Genomic DNA, 20014 nt, shown 5'->3' on the forward strand with positions numbered 1-20014 from the left:
TGATGATTTCCTCCTCATCCGATGAAAATAGCTTCTCTTTATATTTGAAAAATGCAACAGTAAAAAACCAAACCTGAAAAATGCGGAATCTACTTTATTATACCCTATCTCCCCCGCTTTGGCTAGACCAGGCATTTTTCTTCCCCTTCCAGCTCACAAAAAAGGAACCTCTGGCGTATAGCCAAAGGCTCCTTTGCAGTCACTGGTTCAAGGGGATGCGGCTCTTTATTGGTCGTCCGATCCCGAGTAATTCTTGGGATCAATTTTACCGTAAAGCGGCACTTCCGGTTTGACCTTTTGAGGCTCCTTGCTGGGCGACGGTGCTGGAGCTGCTGGACGACGGTCTCCCGAAGGACGGCCTCCGCGGCGCTGACCTCCGCCTCGTCTGGGCGGACGGCCTCCATTTGCCTGGGGTTTTACCGTTTTATCCGGGCCGATGACCACATGACGGTTGGGTTCTTCCCCTTCGCTCCAGGAAGTAGCCCCTCTCACAGCCTGCACAGCCGTATGAATAATACGGCGTTCGTAGGGGTTCATAGGTTCTAAAGACGTCTTACGGCCGGTACGGACGGCGGAAATAGCCATCCTCCGAGCCAACGAGGACAGCGTCTTTTCCCGCTTTTCCCGATAGTTTCCAGAATTGAGGGTGATGCGGTAATATTGTTCCGTCCCCCGGTTGGCCACCAGTCCGGCCAGATACTGGAGGGCATCCAATGTCTCCCCTCGCCGGCCGATGAGGAATCCTACATCCTCGCCGTCCAATGTGATGGTAGCGCAGCCTTCGCCCTCCTCAACAGTGGCTTCCGGCTGCTGGATGCCGATGGCACCAAACAATCCTTGTAAATAAGCAAGCGCTTTTTGCGACGGGGAATCCTCCACAAACACGCGCACCTTCGCCGGCGCGCCGCCGAACAGACCAAATGTCTTTTTTACAGGCATCTCCAGGATCTCAAATTCCACTTGGTCCCGGCCAAGCCCAATTGCCTGACAAGCCGCATCCAGCGCCGCATCGACGGTTGCGCCTGTCCCGATGGCTTCTTTCACCGATCATACACCTCCATAAATTGAAATCGCGGGAATGAGGAAAGCCGCTTTGTCTTATCCGCGCGAAATTTTTCTTTTTGCTTCATTCTCAAGCCGCTTCTTGGCGTGCCGATACTCCGACCGTGCATTGATACGGGCAGGGCTGTACACTGTAGACATAAAGATGGATTGGAATACCGCGATCAGCGAGCCGCAGGCCCAGTAGAATCCGACGCCTGCCGGCACCGAGAAGGCGATCCATACAAACATCAGCGGCATTACCCAGTTCATCAGCGCACTCTTCATCACCGGCATGCCGTTCTTCTTCTGGAAGTAGTTGTTGACGCGGATACTCATAATTTGGAATACGCCCGATGCAATCGGGATACTCCACAACAGGCTGGGTTCTCCAATGGCTGGGGTAGCTGAAAGGTCAAGGATCCCAAATAAGTTAAAGTTGAGGCTCTCAATGCCGTAATTTGCGAGCTCCGGCACCGCCCCAATGGCGTTGGCCGCCTGGTGCACAATCTCGATCTCCGAGTACATGCCGGTGGTCTGGATCGCGCTGGCCGCCTGGCTGATGATATCGGTCGGCACGCGCAAAATGTAGGTCAGCGGTTTATAAATAACGAAGATCAGGCCGTACATAATGACCATCTGAATGATCAGCGGGAGGCATCCTCCCATGGGATTGACCTTCTCCTGGCTGTACAGCCGGTTAATCTCCTCCGACTGTTTCTGCTTATTGTTTTTATACTTTTCCTGAATCGCCTTGATCTTTGGCTGCAGCAAGGCTGTTTTGGCGCTGGTCCGCTGCTGCTTGATGGTGAGGGGCAGCAGGATAATACGGCTTAGAAGAGTGAATAAAATCAGCGCAACCGGGAAATTGCCCACCAATTCGAAGAACCAGCGCATGACAAATCCCAGCGGGGTGGAGAATATGGACTCAATAAACTGCAATTTTCATTCCTCCGTCAATGGACTTTAGTAGACCGGGGCGGCACAGGGTCATACCCACCCGGGTGAAATGGATGACACTTTAAAATACGGCGGATGGCCAAAAAGCCGCCCTTGAGCGCTCCAAACCGTTCAATCGCCTCCAGGGCATACTGGGAGCATGTGGGAGTGAACCGGCAGGCCGGCGGCAGATTCGGTGAGATAAACCGCCGGTAAAACCGGATGGGCAGCATGAGCAGCAGACGGGGCAGCCGCCATAAAAACTGTAAACCCTGCAAAATCCTCTGCTTCATCGCAAAACACCAGCTTGCTTTAATTGACGCTGCATCACATGCATCACATCGGTGGATTTTGCGTAAATGGTGCGCACTCTGGCCACAAAAATGATATCATACCCTGGGGCCACGTTCTCCTTCAAGGGGCGATAGGCCTCCCGGATGACACGGCGGGCACGGTTTCGTTTTACCGCTTTGCCAATCTTTTTGCTGGCAGTAATCCCGCTGCGTGTGACGCCTTTGGCAGCGTTCTTGCGGTTCTTCATCACATAAGTAATCAGGATGGGATGCACCTGATTCTTACCCCGGGCATAGATCCGGCGAAAATCGTTGTTTCGAGTCAGCACAAGCTTGTCCACAACGGCATTGCTCCTTTATGCGGACGCCGGCACCATTCCCCTGCCGGATCAACCATGAATTTATCAACAATGAAAAAGAAAGGCCACAATGCTTGTGGCCTTACGAGCGGAGATTAGAGGTTGGGAATCGTTTGCTCCCGCGGCATAATCCGCAGGCAACCGCCCGTAAACGGCCTTCTGGCGAAGACACCCAACCCATCACCAAACTGTCCAATTTCAGTTGCACCCAAGTTTCAAAATCGACTTCAGTGCTCAATTGCTGAATCAATTAGTAAGACAGTCTTTTTCTGCCCTTAGCGCGGCGGCGAGCCAGCACCTTACGGCCATTGCGGTCGGACATTCTTTTGCGGAAGCCGTGCTCCTTTTTCCGATGCAGCTTCTTGGGCTGATAGGTTCTCAGCATCCTATGTTCCCCCTTTCAAGGTTACCCTAATAACTATACATTATATAGGATAGCGTTTAGGCGTGTCAACAAAAAACAGCTGCAAAGCAACTATTTTTTCCTGCACATCCAGCCGTTTTAAGGCCAGATATCTTTCCCAACCAAATGATGGGATCAAAAGACAAACCGATACTCTTTCATCTTACTTGTTCTCACCGAAAATGTCAATAGTTCCTAATCAATTGGGCCTTATCTCCTGCAGAAAAAAATAAACTTATTTTTATACAAAAAACTGCCGCTTTACGATTTCACAATCGTTAAAACGGCAGTCCCTTTGCGATTTATTTTGAACCGTACTTACCAATCGTTATCATCTTCGTCAAAAATGCTTCCTGATGAAGATAAAATGTGCAGATCTCCTGTATTCATGTCCATAGCCATATTATTAGACATCTTCATCACAAGATTTCCATCCTCGTCCATAGTTAGATTATCAGATGCTGAAAAACCTATTTTACCATTGAATAGGTCTAAAAAGGAACCCATACTAGTATCTGCCTTTCTGTTTAATCGTCACACCAACCAAATCCCAAATCCGGGACCCAATACACATCTACGTAAGGCTTATCTTTTTGTTTCTTCTGCCTAGCCTCATTGGATTGCCGAGCTTTGTATGCCTTGTTGTTCGGATTGTTCTGATTTGCATAATCATCAAGCTGTTGCTTTGTATGCGTCTTTCCAGACATTCGTCTGCTTTTAGACATAGCTCTTCCCCCTTTCGCCTTGATTCTTGATTCCAAAAATCAATATGCACTGGATAGCGGACAACCGTGTGTTACCTTCTTAGCTGAATCCATAATAATATGGATTATCCCTGCCTTTATTGATCTCTCAAGGGTGGAGAGTAATTTCTGTTTGCCAATAAAAAATTACTCAATTTTATTTTATTACAAGAGTATAATTTTTTCAATATCTTAATTTATTAAACAGTTAGTATTTTTAGTGCTTTGTAATGTTTGAGACTTTTACTATCCTAAAAACAAATGCTTTTTTATTTTCCAATACTTTCCTCCTCTTTGATAAGCCTTACAAATTTGTATAAATGATACTTTTCTTCAGATACTAGAGTCAAACCAATCTCGATAAAGGAGAATTATATATATGAAAGCTACTGGTATTGTTAGAAGAATCGATGATTTAGGCCGCGTTGTCATTCCCAAAGAGATCCGCCGCACCATGCGTATCCGGGAAGGCGATCCTCTGGAGATCTACACCGACAACGATGGCGAAGTCATTTTTAAGAAATATTCCCCCATTGGTGAGTTGTCCTCCTTCGCCTCCCAGTACGCCGACGTCTTATATCGTTCCTGCGGACTTCCCATCTTGGTATGCGACCGGGATCACTGCATCGCGGCTTCCGGCATCTCCAAAAAGGAAGTGGTGGAACGTCGCATTACCTCCCAGCTGGAAGATATGATGGAATCCCGTCAGATGCACGTGACCAAGGCCGGAGAACAGCGCCGGTTTATGCCGGTGGAAGGCGTGGATCGTGCAGCATCGGTGATGGCTCCTATTACGTCGTCGGGTGATATCACCGGCGCTGTGGTGGCGTTGATGCCCGAGAGCGGCGCTGTACCCGGCGAGACCGAGATCAAGCTGATCCAAGTAGCAGCCGGCTTCCTGGGCAAACAAATGGAAGAATAGGGGGTAGTACCCCTTTCCACGCCGCCCTAAAGTTATGGCGGATTCTTATTCCCCGTTGACACGGTATCTGGGGGCAGTGCCCCCCCACGTCGCCCTATGGTTTTGACGGACGCTTCTCTCTTAGGGACACGGTATCTTTTTCCTGTTGGTCAACAAGCTTTTGGTGGGCAGTGCCCCCCTCCACATCGCCCTATGGTTTTGACGGACGCTTCTCTCCTAGGGACACGGTATCTTTTTCCTCGCGGGCTACTACCAATTCCTTTTCGTACTGGCCTTGGCGCGCGACGCGGCTGTGGGCACTGCCCACCGCGACGTGGAAACGGGCACTGCCCGCCCTCTAAATGTTGGCGGATTTGGGTTGCAATTGGAATAAAAGTGTGGTAATATAATAGGTATAGTATAGTGTACGACGATGAAAGAGTGGGGCGACCCGCTCTTTCGTTTGTATAGAGTGAATTTGCGGAGGTTATCTATGGCCAAAATGAGTACAGTAGAGCGGGTCTGGCAATTGGCCGATCCCATTGCCAAGTCGCTGGATCTGATTCTTTGGGACGTCCGATTCGTCAAAGAAGGGGCGTCCTGGTTTTTGCGCATTTATATTGACAGCGATACCGGCGTATCGCTGGACGAATGCGAGGCCATGTCCCGGGCGCTGGATCCCGTGCTGGACGAAGCCGATCCTATTTCCCAATCCTATTACTTAGAGGTGTCCTCCCCCGGCACCGAACGGGCTTTGACCCGTCCCTTCCATTTTGAATCCTGCTTAGGGGAACAGATTCTTATCCGCCTGATCCGTCCCCAGGATGGCCGCCGGGAGTACCAGGGGGTGCTCACCGGATATGAGGACGGCCGCATTACCCTGGATGACAACGGCGCATCCCGTACATTTGACGAAAAAGACACCGCCCTTTGCCGGCTAGTTGATACTTTTTTTGGAGGTTAACAATCGATGAATCGCGAATTTTTTGAAGCGCTGCGCCAGTTGGAACAGGAAAAGAAAATCCCTGCTGAGTACTTATTGGATAAGATTTCCGAGGCCATTGTCACCTCAGTGAGACGCAGCTACGGTGGTAAGGACAATGTAGAGGTCCGTGTGGACGCCAGTAAAGATATCTTTGAAGTCTATCTGAAAAAAGACGTGGTGGAAGAGGTGGAGGATCCCGATACCCAGATCCTTCTGGAGGATGCCCGCCGTTACGAGTCCATGTCCCGGCTGGGCGATGTGCTCCGCATCCCGCTGGAGACCAAGAAATTCGGCCGTATCGCCGCCACTACCGCCAAACACGTCATCCGTCAAGGCATCCGGGAGGCCGAGCACGGCCAGGTGCTTCAGGAGTTCCAGAGCCGTCAGCAGGAATTGGTCAGCGCCGTCGTGCAGCAGATCAATCCCCATTCCGGCAATGTGACGGTTACCATCGGCCGGTCAGAAGCCATCCTCTTTAAGACCGAGCAGACCCCAGGGGAAACCTATCACGAAGGGGATCATATTAAGGTTTATATCGTGGACGTCAAAGCCAGCGAAAAGGGACCCAGGGTTACCATCTCCCGCACCCATCCGGGCCTTGTGAAACGTCTTTTTGAAATTGAAGTGCCTGAAATCTACGACGGCACGGTGGAAATCAAAGCCGTATCCCGCGAAGCCGGTTCCCGCACCAAATTGGCCGTATGGAGTAAGGATCCCAATGTAGACCCCATCGGCGCCTGCATCGGCAACAAGGGGGTACGCGTGGGAAAAATCGTGGAGGAACTGGGCGGCGAGAAAATCGACATCGTCAAGTACTCCGACGATCCGGCCGCCTTTATCGCCGAAGCCCTCTCCCCCGCCACCGTCCTCAAGGTGGAGATGGATCCGGAAAATCCCAAAGGCTGCCGTGTGACGGTGCCGGACAATCAATTGTCCCTGGCCATCGGCAACAAAGGTCAGAACGTCCGCCTGGCCGCCAAACTGACCGGCTGGAAAATCGATATCCGTCCGGAATCGGGTTTCTACGGCGAGGAGGCCGAGCCTGCCAAAGAAGACACCAGCCATTCTGAAGGGTCTGATACAGAGGCTGTGGACACAGCTTCCGAAGAAGTGAACACCGAAGTGGAAACGGTGCAGGAATAACCCAGACATAATACGGCAGGTGGTTTTCCCTCCAGCCGATTTACTCATAAATGCCCGAACGAAATGCTCTGATTTGACATGATAAGGTGATGCGACCATGCAAAAAAAGGTTCCCATGAGAATGTGCACAGGATGCGGTGAAATGAAGCCCAAGCGAGAACTGGTCCGCGTGGTGAAAAGCCCGGAGGGGGAAATCTCGCTGGATCTGACCGGCCGGAAACCGGGCCGGGGCGCTTATGTGTGTCCCGACGCCGGATGCCTCAAGACCGCCCGCAAAAAAAGAAGTTTTGAGCGCACTTTTTCCTGCCAAATCCCAGACGAGGTCTACGACCGAATGGAGGAGGAAATTGCCGCCCATGAATGACCGCCTGCTCTCACTTTTGGGAATCGCCCGCCGGGCGGGTAAACTGACCATGGGGTTCGACCCTGTGGCGGAAGATGCAGCCAAACACAAGGCAAAACTTGTGCTCACGGCATCCGACCTCTCGGAGCGCACGTTGAAGGGCGTAAGAGAGGTATGCGCGCAACACAATGTCCCATGCGTCCCCCTTGGCCGTACCATGGACGAGATCCACAAGGCCATCGGGAAACGCACTGGCGTACTGGCAACAGCCGACCACGGCTTTGCCCAATCGATCAAGGAGCTTTGCCGCTTCAACAATGAGGAGGAATCGCAATTATGATGATAAAATACCGGGTGCATGAAGTAGCAAAAGACCTGGATATCCCCAGCAAACAAGTGGTCGACCTACTTGCCAAGTACTTCGATACCCCTAAAAAACATATGACTGCTTTGACCGAAGAGGAATTAAATGTGGTGTTTGAAACCGTCACCCAAGACCATCAGGTGGATAGTTTTGACGCTTACTTTGCCGATACGGAAAAACCGGCTGCCCCTGTGAAAAAGGAAGCCCCTGCCGTTCCTCCATCTCAGGCTCAGAGTGGAAAACCCTCCGGCCCCCAGGGTAAACAGCAGAACCAAAATCAAAACGGTGCAAAATCCCAGCAGCAGGGCGGACGTCCGGCTCCCAAGTCCGGCGAACGGGATAACCGCCGTCCCCAGCAGCAAAACCGTCCCGCCCAATCCCAAGCAAAACCGGCTGGCCAGCCGTCCCAGACTCAAAACAGTCCCAAGGGACAGCAGGGCCAAAATGCCGGAAACACTGCCAAACCCCAGCAGCCCTCCCGCGGCACTGTGGTGCGCCGCACGGTGGATACCAGCCGTGCCACTGTCCAGTTGGATAAGTACAACGAGAAGTTTGAACAACTGGCTCCTGACGCAGGCAAACGGGACACTTTTGTCCGCAAGCAGAAACTGACCCAGAAGTCGGCTCAGTACCGCAATAAAAACCGCCGTGCCCGTCGGGAAACGGAGGCAGAGCGTCTGCGCCGCATCGAACAGGAACGCCAGAAAAAAGGTCTTACCATCACCGTAGGCGACGAGATCACGGTGGGCGAGCTTGCTTTGCGCCTCAAAGCCACATCGGCCGAGGTCATCAAGAAGCTGATGCAGCTGGGCGTCATGGCCAGCATCAATGAGGTCATCGACTTCGATACCGCTGAACTGGTAGCGATGGAGTTCCACGCTAAGGTGGAACGCGAAGTGGTGGTCACCATCGAGGAACGCATCATCGACGACAGCGAGGATTCCGATGACAACCTCTTCCCCCGCAGCCCGGTTGTGGTGGTCATGGGCCACGTCGACCACGGTAAGACCTCCCTGCTGGACGCCATCCGCAATGCCAAGGTCACCGCTTCCGAAGCCGGCGGCATCACCCAGCACATCGGTGCCTACCGCGTACCGCTGGAGGATCGGGAGATCACCTTCCTGGATACCCCCGGCCACGCCGCCTTTACCTCCATGCGTGCCCGCGGCGCCCAGGTCACCGACATCGCCGTATTGGTGGTGGCTGCCGATGACGGCATCATGCCCCAGACGGTAGAGGCCATCAACCACGCCAAAGCCGCCGGTGTATCCATCATCGTGGCCATCAACAAAATGGATAAGCCCAGCGCTGATCCCGACCGCATCAAACAACAGCTGACTGAATACGAGCTGGTTCCCGAAGAATGGGGCGGCGATACTATCTGCGTCCCGGTTTCGGCCGCCACCCATCAGGGCATTGACGACCTGTTGGAGACCATCCTGCTGGTGGCTGACATGAAGGAACTCAAGGCCAATCCCAACCGCGCCGCCAAAGGCGCCGTCATCGAGGCCCGTCTGGACAAAGGACGCGGCCCGGTTGCCACCATCCTGGTGCAGAACGGCACCCTGCATGTGGGTGACATTGTGGTGGCCGGCACTTCGGTAGGCCGTGTGCGCGCCATGCTGAACGACCATGGCGAACGGGTGGAGGAAGCCGGTCCGTCGGTACCGGTGGAGATCACTGGCTTGGACGAAACCCCGTCGGCAGGCGATACCTTCAACGCTGTCTCGGATGAAAAGCTGGCCCGTGAATTGGTGGAGCAACGCAAATCCCAGATCAAGGAAGAGCAGTTTGCCGCCGTCCAGAAGGTCACATTGGATAACCTCTTCAGCCAGATGCAGGAGGGCGACGTCAAAGAGCTCAACGTGGTGGTCAAAGCCGACGTCCAGGGCTCGGTGGAAGCTGTCCGCCAGTCCCTGGAGAAGCTTTCCAATGACGAAGTCCGGGTCCGGGTCATCCACGGCGGTGTCGGCGCCGTCAGCGAATCGGACGTCATGCTGGCAAACGCTTCCAACGCCATCATCGTGGGCTTTAACGTCCGTCCCGACCCCATCGCCGAAGAAAACGCCCAGCGAGCCGGCGTGGATATGCGCATGTACCGGGTCATCTACGACTGCATCGAGGAAATCGAATCGGCCATGAAGGGCATGCTGGCTCCCAAGTTCCGGGAAGTGGTGCTGGGCCGTATCGAGGTCCGCGCCGTATACACCATCTCCAACGTGGGCACCGTCTCGGGCTGCTATGTGTTAAACGGCAAGGTAAACCGTCAATGCCAGATCCGCGTGGTGCGGGACGGCATCGTCATCACCGAGGACCGCATCTCCTCCCTCAAGCGCTTTAAGGACGACGTCAAGGAAGTCCAGCAGGGCTACGAATGCGGCATCGCGCTGGAGCGCTTTAACGACATCAAGGAAGGCGATATTTACGAAGCCTTCATCATGGAAGAATACCAGGAATAATTGGGGAAACACAATTTGCGGGGAGGGGGATGATGTCCTCTCCCCTGCAAATACTAGTGCTATCCCCGATTTTCTTTCTCTTTTTGTTTTTTCTCCAGAAAGGAGTTACTAAAATGCCAGGACATCGCATGGGCCGCGTCACGGAAGACATCAAGCGGGAACTGACTGCCATCCTGCGCACCGTCAAAGATCCGGCGGTGACGGGGATGCTGTCCATTGTCCGCTGTGAGGTATCCAGTGACTTATCGGTCGCTAAAATATTCATCAGTTCCATGGACGGTTTTGATGCTGCCAAATCAGCTGTCAAGGGCCTGACCCATGCTTCAGGCTACATCCGCCGGGAACTGAGCCTTCGCCTTTCGCTGCGCCATACGCCGCAGCTCAAGTTCATTGCCGACGATTCCATCGCCCACGGCGCTGACATCGCCCGCATGCTCGAAGACATTTCCAGGAGGGATCACGGTGAAAATCCTGACCAGTGACGCCGCTGAGATGCTGCAAAGCGCCGACGACATCTTGATTTTAACCCACCAGTCTCCCGATGGGGATACCTTGGGTTCCGGATTTGCCATCTGCCGGGCCCTAAGACGTTTGGGGAAACGGGCCCAGGTGGTGTGTTCCGACCAGATTCCCCACAAATACGCCTATCTGTGGGAAGGGCTCGACAGCCAGCAGTTTACCCCTAAGTTTATTCTGGCGGTGGATGTCGCCGATCCCAAGCTGCTGGGCAATAAGCTCTCGGTTTATGCCGACAAGGTGGATCTGTGCATCGATCATCACGGGTCCAACACCCAGTATGCAAAGCACCTTCTCCTTGAGGAATGCGCCGCCACCTGTGAGATGATTTACGGCGTTATCGGCGCCATGGGGGTGGAACTGGACCGGGCTATGGCGGAAGATCTCTATACCGGCATCTCCACCGATACCGGCTGTTTCCGCTATTCCAACACCACCGTCCGCACCCATCTCATCGCGGCAAAACTCTTGGGGCTGGGCATCGATGCCTATGCCATCAACCGGGCCATGTTTGAAATCAAGTCCCCCAGCTTCTTTGCGCTGCGCAAACTGGCCTTGGATTCTATGGAAACCTATTTTGACGGCCACTGCGCCCTTATTTATATCACCTACCAGAACATGCAGTCCACTTCGGCCCAGCAGGAGGATCTGGATGGCCTGACCGCCATCCCCCGCCAGATGGAGGGTGTAGACATCGGCGTCATTCTCAAGGAAAAAGAACCGGGGGCATGGAAGATCTCAGTCCGCACCGGCGAGCCCTACAACGCTTCTGCCTTGTGCTCCAAGCTGGGCGGCGGCGGACATGCCCGTGCCGCCGGATGCGCCTTAACCGGTACTGCCCAGCAGGTGCGGGATCAGATGCTGCCGGTGCTGGCAGAGGCATTGGGTGTATCCTTATGAACGGTATCCTGTGCGTGGACAAGCCGCAGGAGTTCACTTCCTTTGACGTAGTAGCGGTACTTCGTAAATTGACCGGTATCAAACGCATCGGCCACACCGGTACCCTGGATCCTATGGCGACGGGAGTGCTGCCGGTGATGGTGGGCAACTGTACCCGGTTTTTAGAACTGCTCCCCTCCCACGGCAAACGGTATACCGCCCGGCTCCAATTGGGAGTGGCTACCGATACCCAGGACATCTGGGGGACGGTGATATCCAATCGTCCGGTGGCGGTGGGGAAAGCCCAGGTAGAAGCTCTCCTCCCCCGCTTTACCGGACAGATCCAGCAACTGCCTCCCATGTATTCCGCCGTCAAGCAGGACGGTAAACGGCTGTATGAGCTGGCCCGTCAAGGGGTGGAGGTGGAGCGTAAACCCCGTACCGTCACCATCCATCGCCTATGCCTCACCCAGTGGGACGAGTCCTCCCATCAGTATGAAGTGGATGTCACCTGTTCGGCCGGCACCTATATCCGCACCCTCCTTCATGATATGGGGGAGGCTCTCGGATGCGGTGCAGTTATGACATCCCTGCGCCGCACAGAGGCCTGTGGTTTTTCCCTGGATGCATGCCGGGATATTCCGACCCTGCGTTCCCTGGACCGGCAGGAGCTTGAGAAAATTTTACTGCCCATCGACCAGGCTTTCCTGGAGTACCAATCCATTTCGGTTTCCGATGCCCAATCGGTCCGGTTCCAAAATGGAGGGGCTTTGGATTTAAACCGTTTGTCCCGTTCTCTGTCCTCGGATCAGATGGTCCGGGTGTACAGCAAAAGCGACCGGTTTCTCGGCCTAGGACGTGCCGACAGTCGCGCTGGACAATTGAAAATCGTCCGGCTCTTCCTCCCCTAAATTGTTCTTTTCGTATTTTTGTTTTTAATTATACATATTGTAATTTAATTTATCTGGCAAATAATATCATTTTTGTTATATTTAATTCTAATATAACAATTCGTATTATTCTTATCCTGTCTTGGAGGAGCTTGCTTATGAAAGTCATCCGTCAAGTTCCCTTTTATACCAATCATACCGCCGTGGCATTGGGCCGGTTCGACGGCCTTCATCTGGGTCATCAATCGGTGATCGGTGAGGCAATCCGCGCATCCAAGGAGGGGCTTACCTCCTGTGTCTTTACCTTTTCCCGCGGCCCTACCGATACCTCCCCCATGCTGATGACCCCCGCCTTAACCGAACAAATCCTGGGCAAGATGGGGGTGGATATCCTGCTGGCCCCCCCTTTCGACTCCATGAAGGACTGGTCACCGGAACATTTCGTATCCCGGTTCCTTCATGAACAGCTGGGCGCCAAAAAGGTTATGTGCGGATTTAATTATCACTTCGGCGCCAAGGCCGTCGGCACTCCCGATCACTTGCGGGAATTGTGCGCCCGGTATGGCATTGAAGTCGAGGTGATCGGACCCATCCAGGAATGTGGACTGCCCATCAGTTCCACCCGCATCCGCCGCCTGGTCCTCCAGGGGGATATGCCGGGAGCCGCCCGATTGCTGGGCCGTCCTTTGCTCATTGATCTGCCGGTCATTGAAGGGAAAAAGGTGGGACGTCTCATGGGTACCCCCACCATCAACCAGCGCCCTCCAGACCGGTTTGTCATCCCCCGGCGGGGCGTGTACGCCTCCTGCTGCTATGTGGGGGGAAAGTGGCTTCCTTCGGTGACCAACTGCGGCCTTCGCCCTACCATCAACAGCCTGGAGCATCCTCTTCTGGAAACTTGGATCCCGGATTTCTCCGGCGATCTTTACGGCCTTACCATCCCGGTGGCACTTCTGGAATTTTTGCGTCCGGAAAAGAAATTCGACGACCTGGACCAACTGCGGGACTGCATCCAGCAAAACGGCAGAGACGCCGCCCGTATCGCCCAACAGTGGACGTTTGATTTTGTCTTTTGATTGATTTAAAGGAGCTATTTACCGTGCTAAAAGAGTTGCAAGAGAGCATCCTCTCTCTCAAAAAGGAACGAAACGCCGTCATACTCGCCCACAGTTATCAATCGCCTGAAATCCAGGAGATCGCCGATTTTACCGGCGATTCCTTTGCCCTGAGCGTCAAAGCCAAGGACATTGACGCCGATACCGTCTTGCTGTGCGGCGTGCGGTTTATGGCGGATACGGTAAAAATTCTAAATCCCGATAAGACCGTCCTATTGCCCAACCCGGCCGCGTCCTGTCCCATGGCCCATCAGATCGATCCCCAGAGGGTCAAGGATTACAAAACAGCCCATCCGGATTGCTGTATTGTGGCCTACGTCAACACAAGCACCCGCCTCAAAGCTCAGTGCGACGTGTGCGTCACCTCCTCCAGCGCCCCTAAGATCGTATCCCGCATCCCCAATGAACACATCCTGTTTATTCCCGACTGCAACCTGGGATCGTGGGTGCAAAAACTGCTGCCGGACAAGCATCTCACCCTGTGGGACGGACACTGTCCCGTTCACAATCAGGTGACAGCCGAGGACTGCGCACGTATGAAGGCGCTGTACCCGGACGCGAAATTGGCGGTTCATCCGGAATGTCCCCCTGAGGTAGTGGAGCAGGCTGATTTGGTAGGTTCCACCGCCGAAATTTTGCAGTATGCATCCTCCCGGGAGGACGACATCATCGTGGGCACGGAAAAGACCATTGCCGATTGGCTTGGCCTCCAGTTCCCCACCCGCCGGTTCCCTGTGCTGTCGAAAAAACTGATCTGTCACGATATGCGTATGACAACCCTTTCGGATGTCTATCACGCATTGGAAGGATCGGGCGGTGAGGAAATCGTCATGGAGGAATCCCTCCGCCTGGCGGCGAAACGCCCCATCGACGCCATGATTGAGCTCAATACATAAAAAGCTACCGTTTCGCATCAAAAAACAGCCGTGGATTTTTTCCAGCGGCTGTTTTTAACAACAGGTCAGGTTATCCATAAACCGGCATAAAACTTATTTTAGAATGGGACATAGGGTTCTTTTTACAGGTGGATCTTCAGAGAATATTTTTATTGTGGACAAAATTCATATAGAACCATTTTCATACTTTAAAATAAGCCTGATGGAATACAAGGTGCGCCAAAGTTTTTTTGACACACCTGCAAAACTTTGTCCTTTCCCTATTTGTTGCGGAATTTAACGATGCAATTCAGGATGGTAAGCATCAGCCTTTGGTCATCCTTGGAGAGAGTATCCAAAATGTTGTAAGCTTGAGCAGACAGATTCTCTTCTTCTGAGTAATATTCCACCAGCTTTTCAAACAACACTTCCAAAGGAAGCTCCAATGCATTGGCGATTTTCCAGATGCTTTCAATGGTCGCGTTTTTCTCTCCTCGCTCCACTTGACCGATGTAAGTGGGATGAAGTCCGCACTTTTCCGCCAACTGTTCTTGACTCAACCCTTTGCGCATTCTGCAGTGTTTCAGCCTCTCCCCTACCGTTTTGATAATCTCATTCAATCTAGTCACCTCAGAAATAGACTAAAGGCATTGAATATTATTTTCTATAGACTATTGATATTAATCAAATTTTAATTTATACTATAGGTATGATTCAAACTACAGTGTGTACTATAAGTATGCAAGTTGTTCAAAATGAGTCAAACCTCCGCCAAATCCTCTTTTTCTCCCCTTGATCTCCTCACATTCGTGACTGAAATACTGGGGGCCAAAAGGATGGCGGAAGCTTCTATTTCCCTTATTTCTCCTTCTTTATGATTTCTTCTTTTTTCATCTCCAAGAAATGCCGGGGCGGATAATCCGTCCCGGCATTTCTATGTTGCCCTTCTCCAGCAAAATCTAGTCAGTGCAATCATCTATTTTTATCCCGCTGATCCCTCAGATTGAGAGAATTATTTGATCTATTTGTGCATCGGTTGCCTGAGATAAAAAATAAGGGTATAATAAAAGGGAAAGCCAGATGGGTAACAGTCTGCACTCTTTCGATTGGGATTTTTCCTTTTGAAACCATCTTAACAACGTTACCCTGTGAAAGGATGAGGAACTTGCAGGAAAAACAGTTGCTTGAACAAATGTGCCGCCAATTGGTAGCGTCTTTTCATCCGCAGAAGATCATCCTCTTTAATAAAAAAGTGTCCACCGACGGCGCTCTCTCTTCCTTTAAATTATGCGTCATCTTGGACACCGACGATGTCTTAGCCGCTGAACAAAAAATTTATCTCACTCTCGACTTCGATCTCCCTTATGATATTCTCGTTTACACCCCGGCCGAATGGGATAAATATTCCTCTGACCCCGATTCTTTCGCCTCCCACGTCAATCAGAAGGGGATGGTGCTTTATCATGGGTAGGAGGGGAGATCGCTCCGGGGACAGCCGTCATTATTTCGATTGGCTGGAATTCGCCAGCCAGGATTTATTGACCGCCCGTATCCTGTTGGAACAGGATATATGCTTATCTTCCGCGGCTTTTCATTGCCAGCAATGCATTGAGAAGGCTTTGAAGGCTTACGTGCTCTTCCGGAAAGGGATGCATGTGGATGGGCATAACCTGACGTGGCTATGCCGTCAGGCCGTTAAAATCGACCCGTCCTTCCGCCAGTGGATGGACGAGAGCGCTTTTCTCAACCGTTATTACATTGAAACCCGTTATCCTTCCGATCATTCCCTGCCGCTGACCACACAACGACTTCAGAAAGTTTACTCCATGGCGGAGGACATGTATAACTTTATCTGTAAAGAAGTCTATGACGACGGGGACCTGGAATAAAGCCCATCTCTCTCCCCTTAGCTACCGTGTCAACCAGGTCAAATAGCTACCACGCTTTAGGGCGGATTGGCTCCAGGTTCTGCCTGGGACAAAACGGCCATGGCCAGCCTTTCTGCATCGGCAAAGGTGGATAAAGCGCCTGCCTGTGCCCGGAAACCCGGTGCGCCTCGCAAGCCTTTCATATACCATGCGGCATGCTTGCGGGCCTCCAGCATGCCTCCCCGTTCCCCTTTGAGTTCACACATGCGCTTGATATGCTTGAGCATGACAAACATGCGCTCCTTGATGCCAGGCAGGGGAAGCATACAATGATGATCCAGCCAGGCGTTAATTTCCCGGAAAATCCAGGGAGTCCCCAACGCCCCGCGTCCTACCATGACGGCGTCACATCCCGTCTCCTCCAAAAGACGTGCGGCATCCTCCGGGCGGAAAACATCGCCATTGCCGATGACCGGTACGGCGACCGCCTGCTTGACCGCTTTGATAATATCCCAATCGGCGGTGGGAGCATACATTTGATCCCGCGTCCTGCCGTGCACTGTAATGGCCGCGGCGCCGGCCTGCTCGCACACCTTGGCCACCTCCACGGCGTTAACCGATTGTGCGTCCCACCCTTTGCGGATCTTGACTGTGACTGGGACGTCGGCCGCTCCTACCACCGCCTCCACCAACCGGCCGCACAGGCCGGGATTTCGCATCAAGGCGCTGCCGCAGCCGTTGTTGACGATTTTAGGCGCCGGGCATCCCATGTTAATATCAATAATATCCGGATGGTATTCCATCACCATACTGGTGGCCTGGGCCATAATGGCCGGATCATCGCCAAAAATCTGCAAGGCGATGGGCCGTTCCTCTTCCCCATATTGCAACAGCTGGGCCGACTTCCGATCCCCATACACAAGCCCTTTGCTGCTGACCATCTCAGAGGTTGTCATAGCGGCGCCGTATCCGGCGCACAGCTCCCGGAAGGCACGATCCGCCACCCCCGCCATAGGCGCCAATACAGCCCGTCCCTCGATCTGGTATGATCCAATGTGCAATCCAAATTCCCCCGTCCCGCGGACAGCCTCCTGCCGCCTGTTGTATCGAGGCCATCCTCTCTGACAAGGTGGCCCTTCTTATTTTATTATTGCCCATGCGGGCCGGATTGTCAAATAAAAACAAGTCGGAGTGATTGATCTTGAAACTTCTCGTCCTGGATGGAAACAGCATCTTAAACCGCGCTTTTTACGGCATCCGTATCCTGAGCACCAAGGACGGCCGTCCCACCAACGGCATCTACGGTTTTCTCACCATTCTCCTCAAGCTGCTGGAGGATTTGTCCCCCGACGGCGTAGCCGCCGCTTTCGATCTGCGCGCCCCCACCTTCCGGCACAAGATGTACGCCGGTTACAAGGCCAACCGCAAGGGGATGCCGCCGGAATTGGCCGCTCAATTGGACCCTCTCAAGGAAATCCTGACGGCGATGGGTGTGCATGTCCTGGCCTGCGAGGGCTGGGAGGCCGACGATATCCTGGGCACCTTGGCCAAGGCCTGCCGGGATGACAAAGACCAATGCATCATCGCCACCGGGGACCGGGATTCCCTCCAGCTGGTGGGGGACGGCGTCACTGTGCGCCTGGCCTATACCAAACAGGGACGTCCCGAGGCCACCCTATATGACCAGAAGGCCATTGAGGAGGAATATGGGATTTTACCCCGTCAGCTCATTGACGTCAAGGCGCTACAGGGGGACAATTCCGACAATATCCCCGGTGTGGCGGGCATCGGGCCTAAAACAGCTTGTTCGCTCATCCAGCAGTTCGGTTCGCTGGACGGGGTATATGGGCATCTCGACGATCCATCCATGAAGAAGGCCGTTCGGAATAAGCTGGAGGCGGGCAGGGATTCCGCCTATCTCAGCCGGGAGCTGGGCGTCATCCGCACCGATGCGCCGGTGGATTTGGAGCCCAGCCACTATCTTTTATCCAAACGGGACGACGGTGTGTTGGCGCGTCTTCTGGCCCATCAGGAGCTCTTCTCCCTCATCGAGCGGTTAAGCCTGACGACATCGGCTCCCGTTCCATCTGAGGAATCCCCTCAGGCTCATTCTACTTTGTCTTTTGTCCCCCAGCCCCAAGGTCAAGAGATGCTCCGGTGTTTGGAAGAAGCCGGCCATATCGGCCTTGCCCCCGTGTGGGAGGAGGGAACGCTTAAATCTTTTATGGTCCGGGCGGGAGACACTCTTTTTTGCCTCAAAGATAACTTTCAGGCTCTCTCCTCCTTGGATGTCCCCCTTTTGTGCGAGGACAGCAAGGATATCACCAAGGCTTTCCTGGATCAGGACATCCTTTTGCCGGAGCATCTGGTGGATATCCAGCTGGCGGCCTATCTGTTAAACCCCTCCGGGTCGGGCTACGATGCGCTGCGTCTGGCACAGGAATACGATATCCCTACCCCGTCGATTCCCGACGATATCCCGGACCCCGAGGCCGCTGTCCGTGCGGCGGTGCTGCCTCCCCTGGCTGAAAAACTGCTGGGACAAGTCGAGCAAAACGGACAACACGAACTATTTTACACCATTGAACTCCCATTGGCCAGAGTCCTGGCCGAGATGGAACGGGTAGGGTTTGCCGTGGATCAAGAGGGCATCCGCGAGTTCGGCCTTCAGCTGGACGGCCGCATCCAGGAGATCACCGCTGCTATTTTTGACTTAGTTGGATATGAATTCAATCTCAATTCCCCCAAGCAATTGGGAGAGGCTTTGTTTATCAAATTAGGTCTCCCGGCCAAGAAAAAGACTAAAACCGGTTATTCCACCAATGCCGAGGTGTTGGAGAGCCTGGCCGACGCTCATCCGGCAGTGGCTATGCTGCTGGAATACCGTCAGCTTGCCAAACTCAAGTCCACCTACTGCGACGGTCTGTTAAAGGTCATCGGGGCGGATGGACGGGTGCGTTCCACCCTCAATCAGACCGAAACCCGTACCGGCCGCATCAGCTCCACCGAACCCAATCTACAAAATATCCCCATCCGCACCCAGTTGGGCCGTGAGATGCGCCGCTTCTTCAAGGCGAAGGATGGATGGGTCTTGTGCGATGCCGACTACAGTCAAATTGAACTGCGTGTTCTGGCCCATATGGCAAACGACCCCGCCATGATCGACGCTTTCCGCACGGGAGAGGATATTCATCAGATTACCGCTTCTCAGGTATTCCATATGCCGCCTGAGATGGTGACTCCCCTCATGCGCAGCCGGGCTAAGGCCGTCAATTTCGGCATCGTATACGGCATCGGCGCCTTCTCCCTGGCCAAGGATATCGGCGTCTCCCGGGCCGAGGCCAGCAATTATATCAAGGGATATTTCGCCACGTATGCAGGCGTGAAACGGTATATGGATCAAGTGGTGGAGGATGCCAAAAAAGAGGGGTACGCCCAAACCTTATTTGGACGGCGCCGGTATTTGCCGGAGCTCACCTCTTCCAATGCCAATCTCCGCGCCTTTGGGGAACGCGTAGCACGTAATATGCCGATCCAAGGTACGGCGGCTGATATCATTAAAATCGCTATGATCCGGGTACGGGATCGTCTCAAAGCAGAGGGATTAAAGGCCCGGATGATCCTTCAGGTACACGATGAATTATTGGTGGAAGCTCCTTTGGATGAAGCTGAACGGGCATCGGCCATCCTGCGGGAGGAGATGGAAGCGGCCGCTCAGATGGCTGTCCCCCTCAAGGTGGACGTCGGCCAGGGTGAAACCTGGTACGATGCCCACTAGCGGGCAGTGCCCGCTCCCTATTCGCGTCCTCAAGGCTGGTACAAGACACCGCCCCAGCGGCTCGCGGTCTGGGCTTGGTTGGAATGGGGGCAGTGCCCGCTCCCTATTCGCGTCCCTCAA

General features: G+C 53.5%; 23 protein-coding genes. 14 read left to right on the plus strand and 9 right to left on the minus strand.

The window, feature by feature from the left end; translation table 11 throughout:
- Positions 1-225: 225 nt before the first annotated feature.
- From jag to C12CBH8_RS11560, 7 genes are all read right to left on the minus strand, one after another.
- Positions 226-1044 (minus strand): RNA-binding cell elongation regulator Jag/EloR, encoded by an 819-nt coding sequence (gene jag / locus C12CBH8_RS11530; RefSeq protein WP_215533276.1) that lies wholly within the window; start codon positions 1042-1044, stop codon positions 226-228.
- Positions 1045-1098: 54 nt separating this feature from the next.
- Positions 1099-1983 (minus strand): YidC/Oxa1 family membrane protein insertase, encoded by an 885-nt coding sequence (locus tag C12CBH8_RS11535; protein WP_090265547.1) that lies wholly within the window; start codon positions 1981-1983, stop codon positions 1099-1101.
- 14 nt (positions 1984-1997) lie between these two features.
- The gene (gene yidD, locus C12CBH8_RS11540; RefSeq protein ID WP_246441832.1) at positions 1998-2213 is read right to left on the minus strand and encodes a membrane protein insertion efficiency factor YidD; all 216 of its coding nucleotides are present in this window, start codon (positions 2211-2213) and stop codon (positions 1998-2000) included.
- Positions 2214-2269: 56 nt separating this feature from the next.
- Positions 2270-2614, minus strand: a complete 345-nt coding sequence (gene rnpA, locus C12CBH8_RS11545) for a ribonuclease P protein component (protein WP_090265551.1) — start codon at positions 2612-2614, stop codon at positions 2270-2272.
- A 268-nt stretch (positions 2615-2882) separates the two neighbouring features.
- Positions 2883-3017: a 50S ribosomal protein L34 gene (rpmH, locus tag C12CBH8_RS11550; protein ID WP_022298407.1), complete on the minus strand. Its 135-nt coding sequence runs from the start codon at positions 3015-3017 to the stop codon at positions 2883-2885.
- 336 nt (positions 3018-3353) lie between these two features.
- A complete protein-coding gene (locus tag C12CBH8_RS11555; RefSeq protein WP_090265552.1) occupies positions 3354-3542 on the minus strand; it encodes a hypothetical protein in 189 nt (62 codons plus the stop codon).
- A 20-nt stretch (positions 3543-3562) separates the two neighbouring features.
- Positions 3563-3760, minus strand: coding sequence for a hypothetical protein (locus tag C12CBH8_RS11560; protein ID WP_090265554.1), 198 nt, complete (start codon positions 3758-3760; stop codon positions 3563-3565).
- Positions 3761-4157: 397 nt separating this feature from the next.
- On the opposite strand from C12CBH8_RS11560, the gene C12CBH8_RS11565 reads away from it, so the two are divergent.
- From C12CBH8_RS11565 to nadA, 11 genes are all read left to right on the plus strand, one after another.
- Positions 4158-4700, plus strand: coding sequence for a stage V sporulation T C-terminal domain-containing protein (locus C12CBH8_RS11565; protein WP_090265556.1), 543 nt, complete (start codon positions 4158-4160; stop codon positions 4698-4700).
- Positions 4701-5172: 472 nt separating this feature from the next.
- Positions 5173-5643, plus strand: a complete 471-nt coding sequence (locus C12CBH8_RS11570; protein WP_090265558.1) for a ribosome maturation factor RimP — start codon at positions 5173-5175, stop codon at positions 5641-5643.
- 6 nt (positions 5644-5649) lie between these two features.
- Positions 5650-6807 carry a transcription termination factor NusA gene (gene nusA, locus C12CBH8_RS11575; RefSeq protein WP_099322892.1) on the plus strand — a complete coding sequence of 386 codons (1158 nt, stop codon included), beginning with the start codon at positions 5650-5652 and terminating at the stop codon, positions 6805-6807.
- A gap of 97 nt (positions 6808-6904) precedes the next feature.
- Positions 6905-7171: an RNase P modulator RnpM gene (gene rnpM, locus C12CBH8_RS11580; RefSeq protein ID WP_246441578.1), complete on the plus strand. Its 267-nt coding sequence runs from the start codon at positions 6905-6907 to the stop codon at positions 7169-7171.
- Positions 7164-7490: a L7Ae/L30e/S12e/Gadd45 family ribosomal protein gene (locus C12CBH8_RS11585; RefSeq protein WP_090265561.1), complete on the plus strand. Its 327-nt coding sequence runs from the start codon at positions 7164-7166 to the stop codon at positions 7488-7490. The genes rnpM and C12CBH8_RS11585 overlap by 8 nt, the downstream gene beginning before the upstream one ends.
- Entirely contained in the window at positions 7487-9973 is a 2487-nt protein-coding gene (gene infB, locus C12CBH8_RS11590) for a translation initiation factor IF-2 (RefSeq protein ID WP_215533277.1), read from the plus strand. The genes C12CBH8_RS11585 and infB overlap by 4 nt, the downstream gene beginning before the upstream one ends.
- 113 nt (positions 9974-10086) lie before the next feature.
- A complete protein-coding gene (gene rbfA / locus C12CBH8_RS11595) occupies positions 10087-10455 on the plus strand; it encodes a 30S ribosome-binding factor RbfA (RefSeq protein WP_099322895.1) in 369 nt (122 codons plus the stop codon).
- Entirely contained in the window at positions 10436-11389 is a 954-nt protein-coding gene (locus tag C12CBH8_RS11600) for a DHH family phosphoesterase (protein ID WP_099322896.1), read from the plus strand. Before rbfA ends, C12CBH8_RS11600 begins: the two co-directional genes overlap by 20 nt.
- Complete coding sequence (gene truB, locus C12CBH8_RS11605) at positions 11386-12279, plus strand: tRNA pseudouridine(55) synthase TruB (RefSeq protein ID WP_215533278.1); 894 nt, start codon at positions 11386-11388, stop codon at positions 12277-12279. The genes C12CBH8_RS11600 and truB overlap by 4 nt, the downstream gene beginning before the upstream one ends.
- 137 nt (positions 12280-12416) lie before the next feature.
- The gene (gene ribF, locus C12CBH8_RS11610) at positions 12417-13334 is read left to right on the plus strand and encodes a bifunctional riboflavin kinase/FMN adenylyltransferase (protein WP_215533279.1); all 918 of its coding nucleotides are present in this window, start codon (positions 12417-12419) and stop codon (positions 13332-13334) included.
- Between the two features lie 23 nt (positions 13335-13357).
- Complete coding sequence (nadA, locus tag C12CBH8_RS11615; RefSeq protein WP_099322899.1) at positions 13358-14269, plus strand: quinolinate synthase NadA; 912 nt, start codon at positions 13358-13360, stop codon at positions 14267-14269.
- A 260-nt stretch (positions 14270-14529) separates the two neighbouring features.
- Here nadA and C12CBH8_RS11620 read toward each other — a convergent pair whose 3' ends face one another.
- Entirely contained in the window at positions 14530-14868 is a 339-nt protein-coding gene (locus tag C12CBH8_RS11620; protein ID WP_141682389.1) for a helix-turn-helix domain-containing protein, read from the minus strand.
- Between the two features lie 545 nt (positions 14869-15413).
- Between C12CBH8_RS11620 and C12CBH8_RS11625 the strand changes: the two genes are divergently transcribed.
- On the plus strand, positions 15414-15719 hold the full coding sequence (locus tag C12CBH8_RS11625; protein WP_090265578.1) for a hypothetical protein: 306 nt from the start codon (positions 15414-15416) through the stop codon (positions 15717-15719).
- Entirely contained in the window at positions 15712-16137 is a 426-nt protein-coding gene (locus C12CBH8_RS11630; protein ID WP_215533280.1) for a HEPN domain-containing protein, read from the plus strand. Before C12CBH8_RS11625 ends, C12CBH8_RS11630 begins: the two co-directional genes overlap by 8 nt.
- Before the next feature lie 56 nt (positions 16138-16193).
- Here the strand turns inward: C12CBH8_RS11630 and dusB are convergent, their stop codons facing one another.
- Positions 16194-17177, minus strand: coding sequence for a tRNA dihydrouridine synthase DusB (dusB, locus tag C12CBH8_RS11635; protein WP_215533281.1), 984 nt, complete (start codon positions 17175-17177; stop codon positions 16194-16196).
- A 140-nt stretch (positions 17178-17317) separates the two neighbouring features.
- Between dusB and polA the strand changes: the two genes are divergently transcribed.
- Positions 17318-19894: a DNA polymerase I gene (polA, locus tag C12CBH8_RS11640; protein WP_215533282.1), complete on the plus strand. Its 2577-nt coding sequence runs from the start codon at positions 17318-17320 to the stop codon at positions 19892-19894.
- Positions 19895-20014: the final 120 nt, after the last annotated feature.

It is taken from the genome of Solibaculum mannosilyticum, assembly GCF_015140235.1.
Lineage (GTDB): Bacteria > Bacillota > Clostridia > Oscillospirales > Acutalibacteraceae > Solibaculum > Solibaculum mannosilyticum.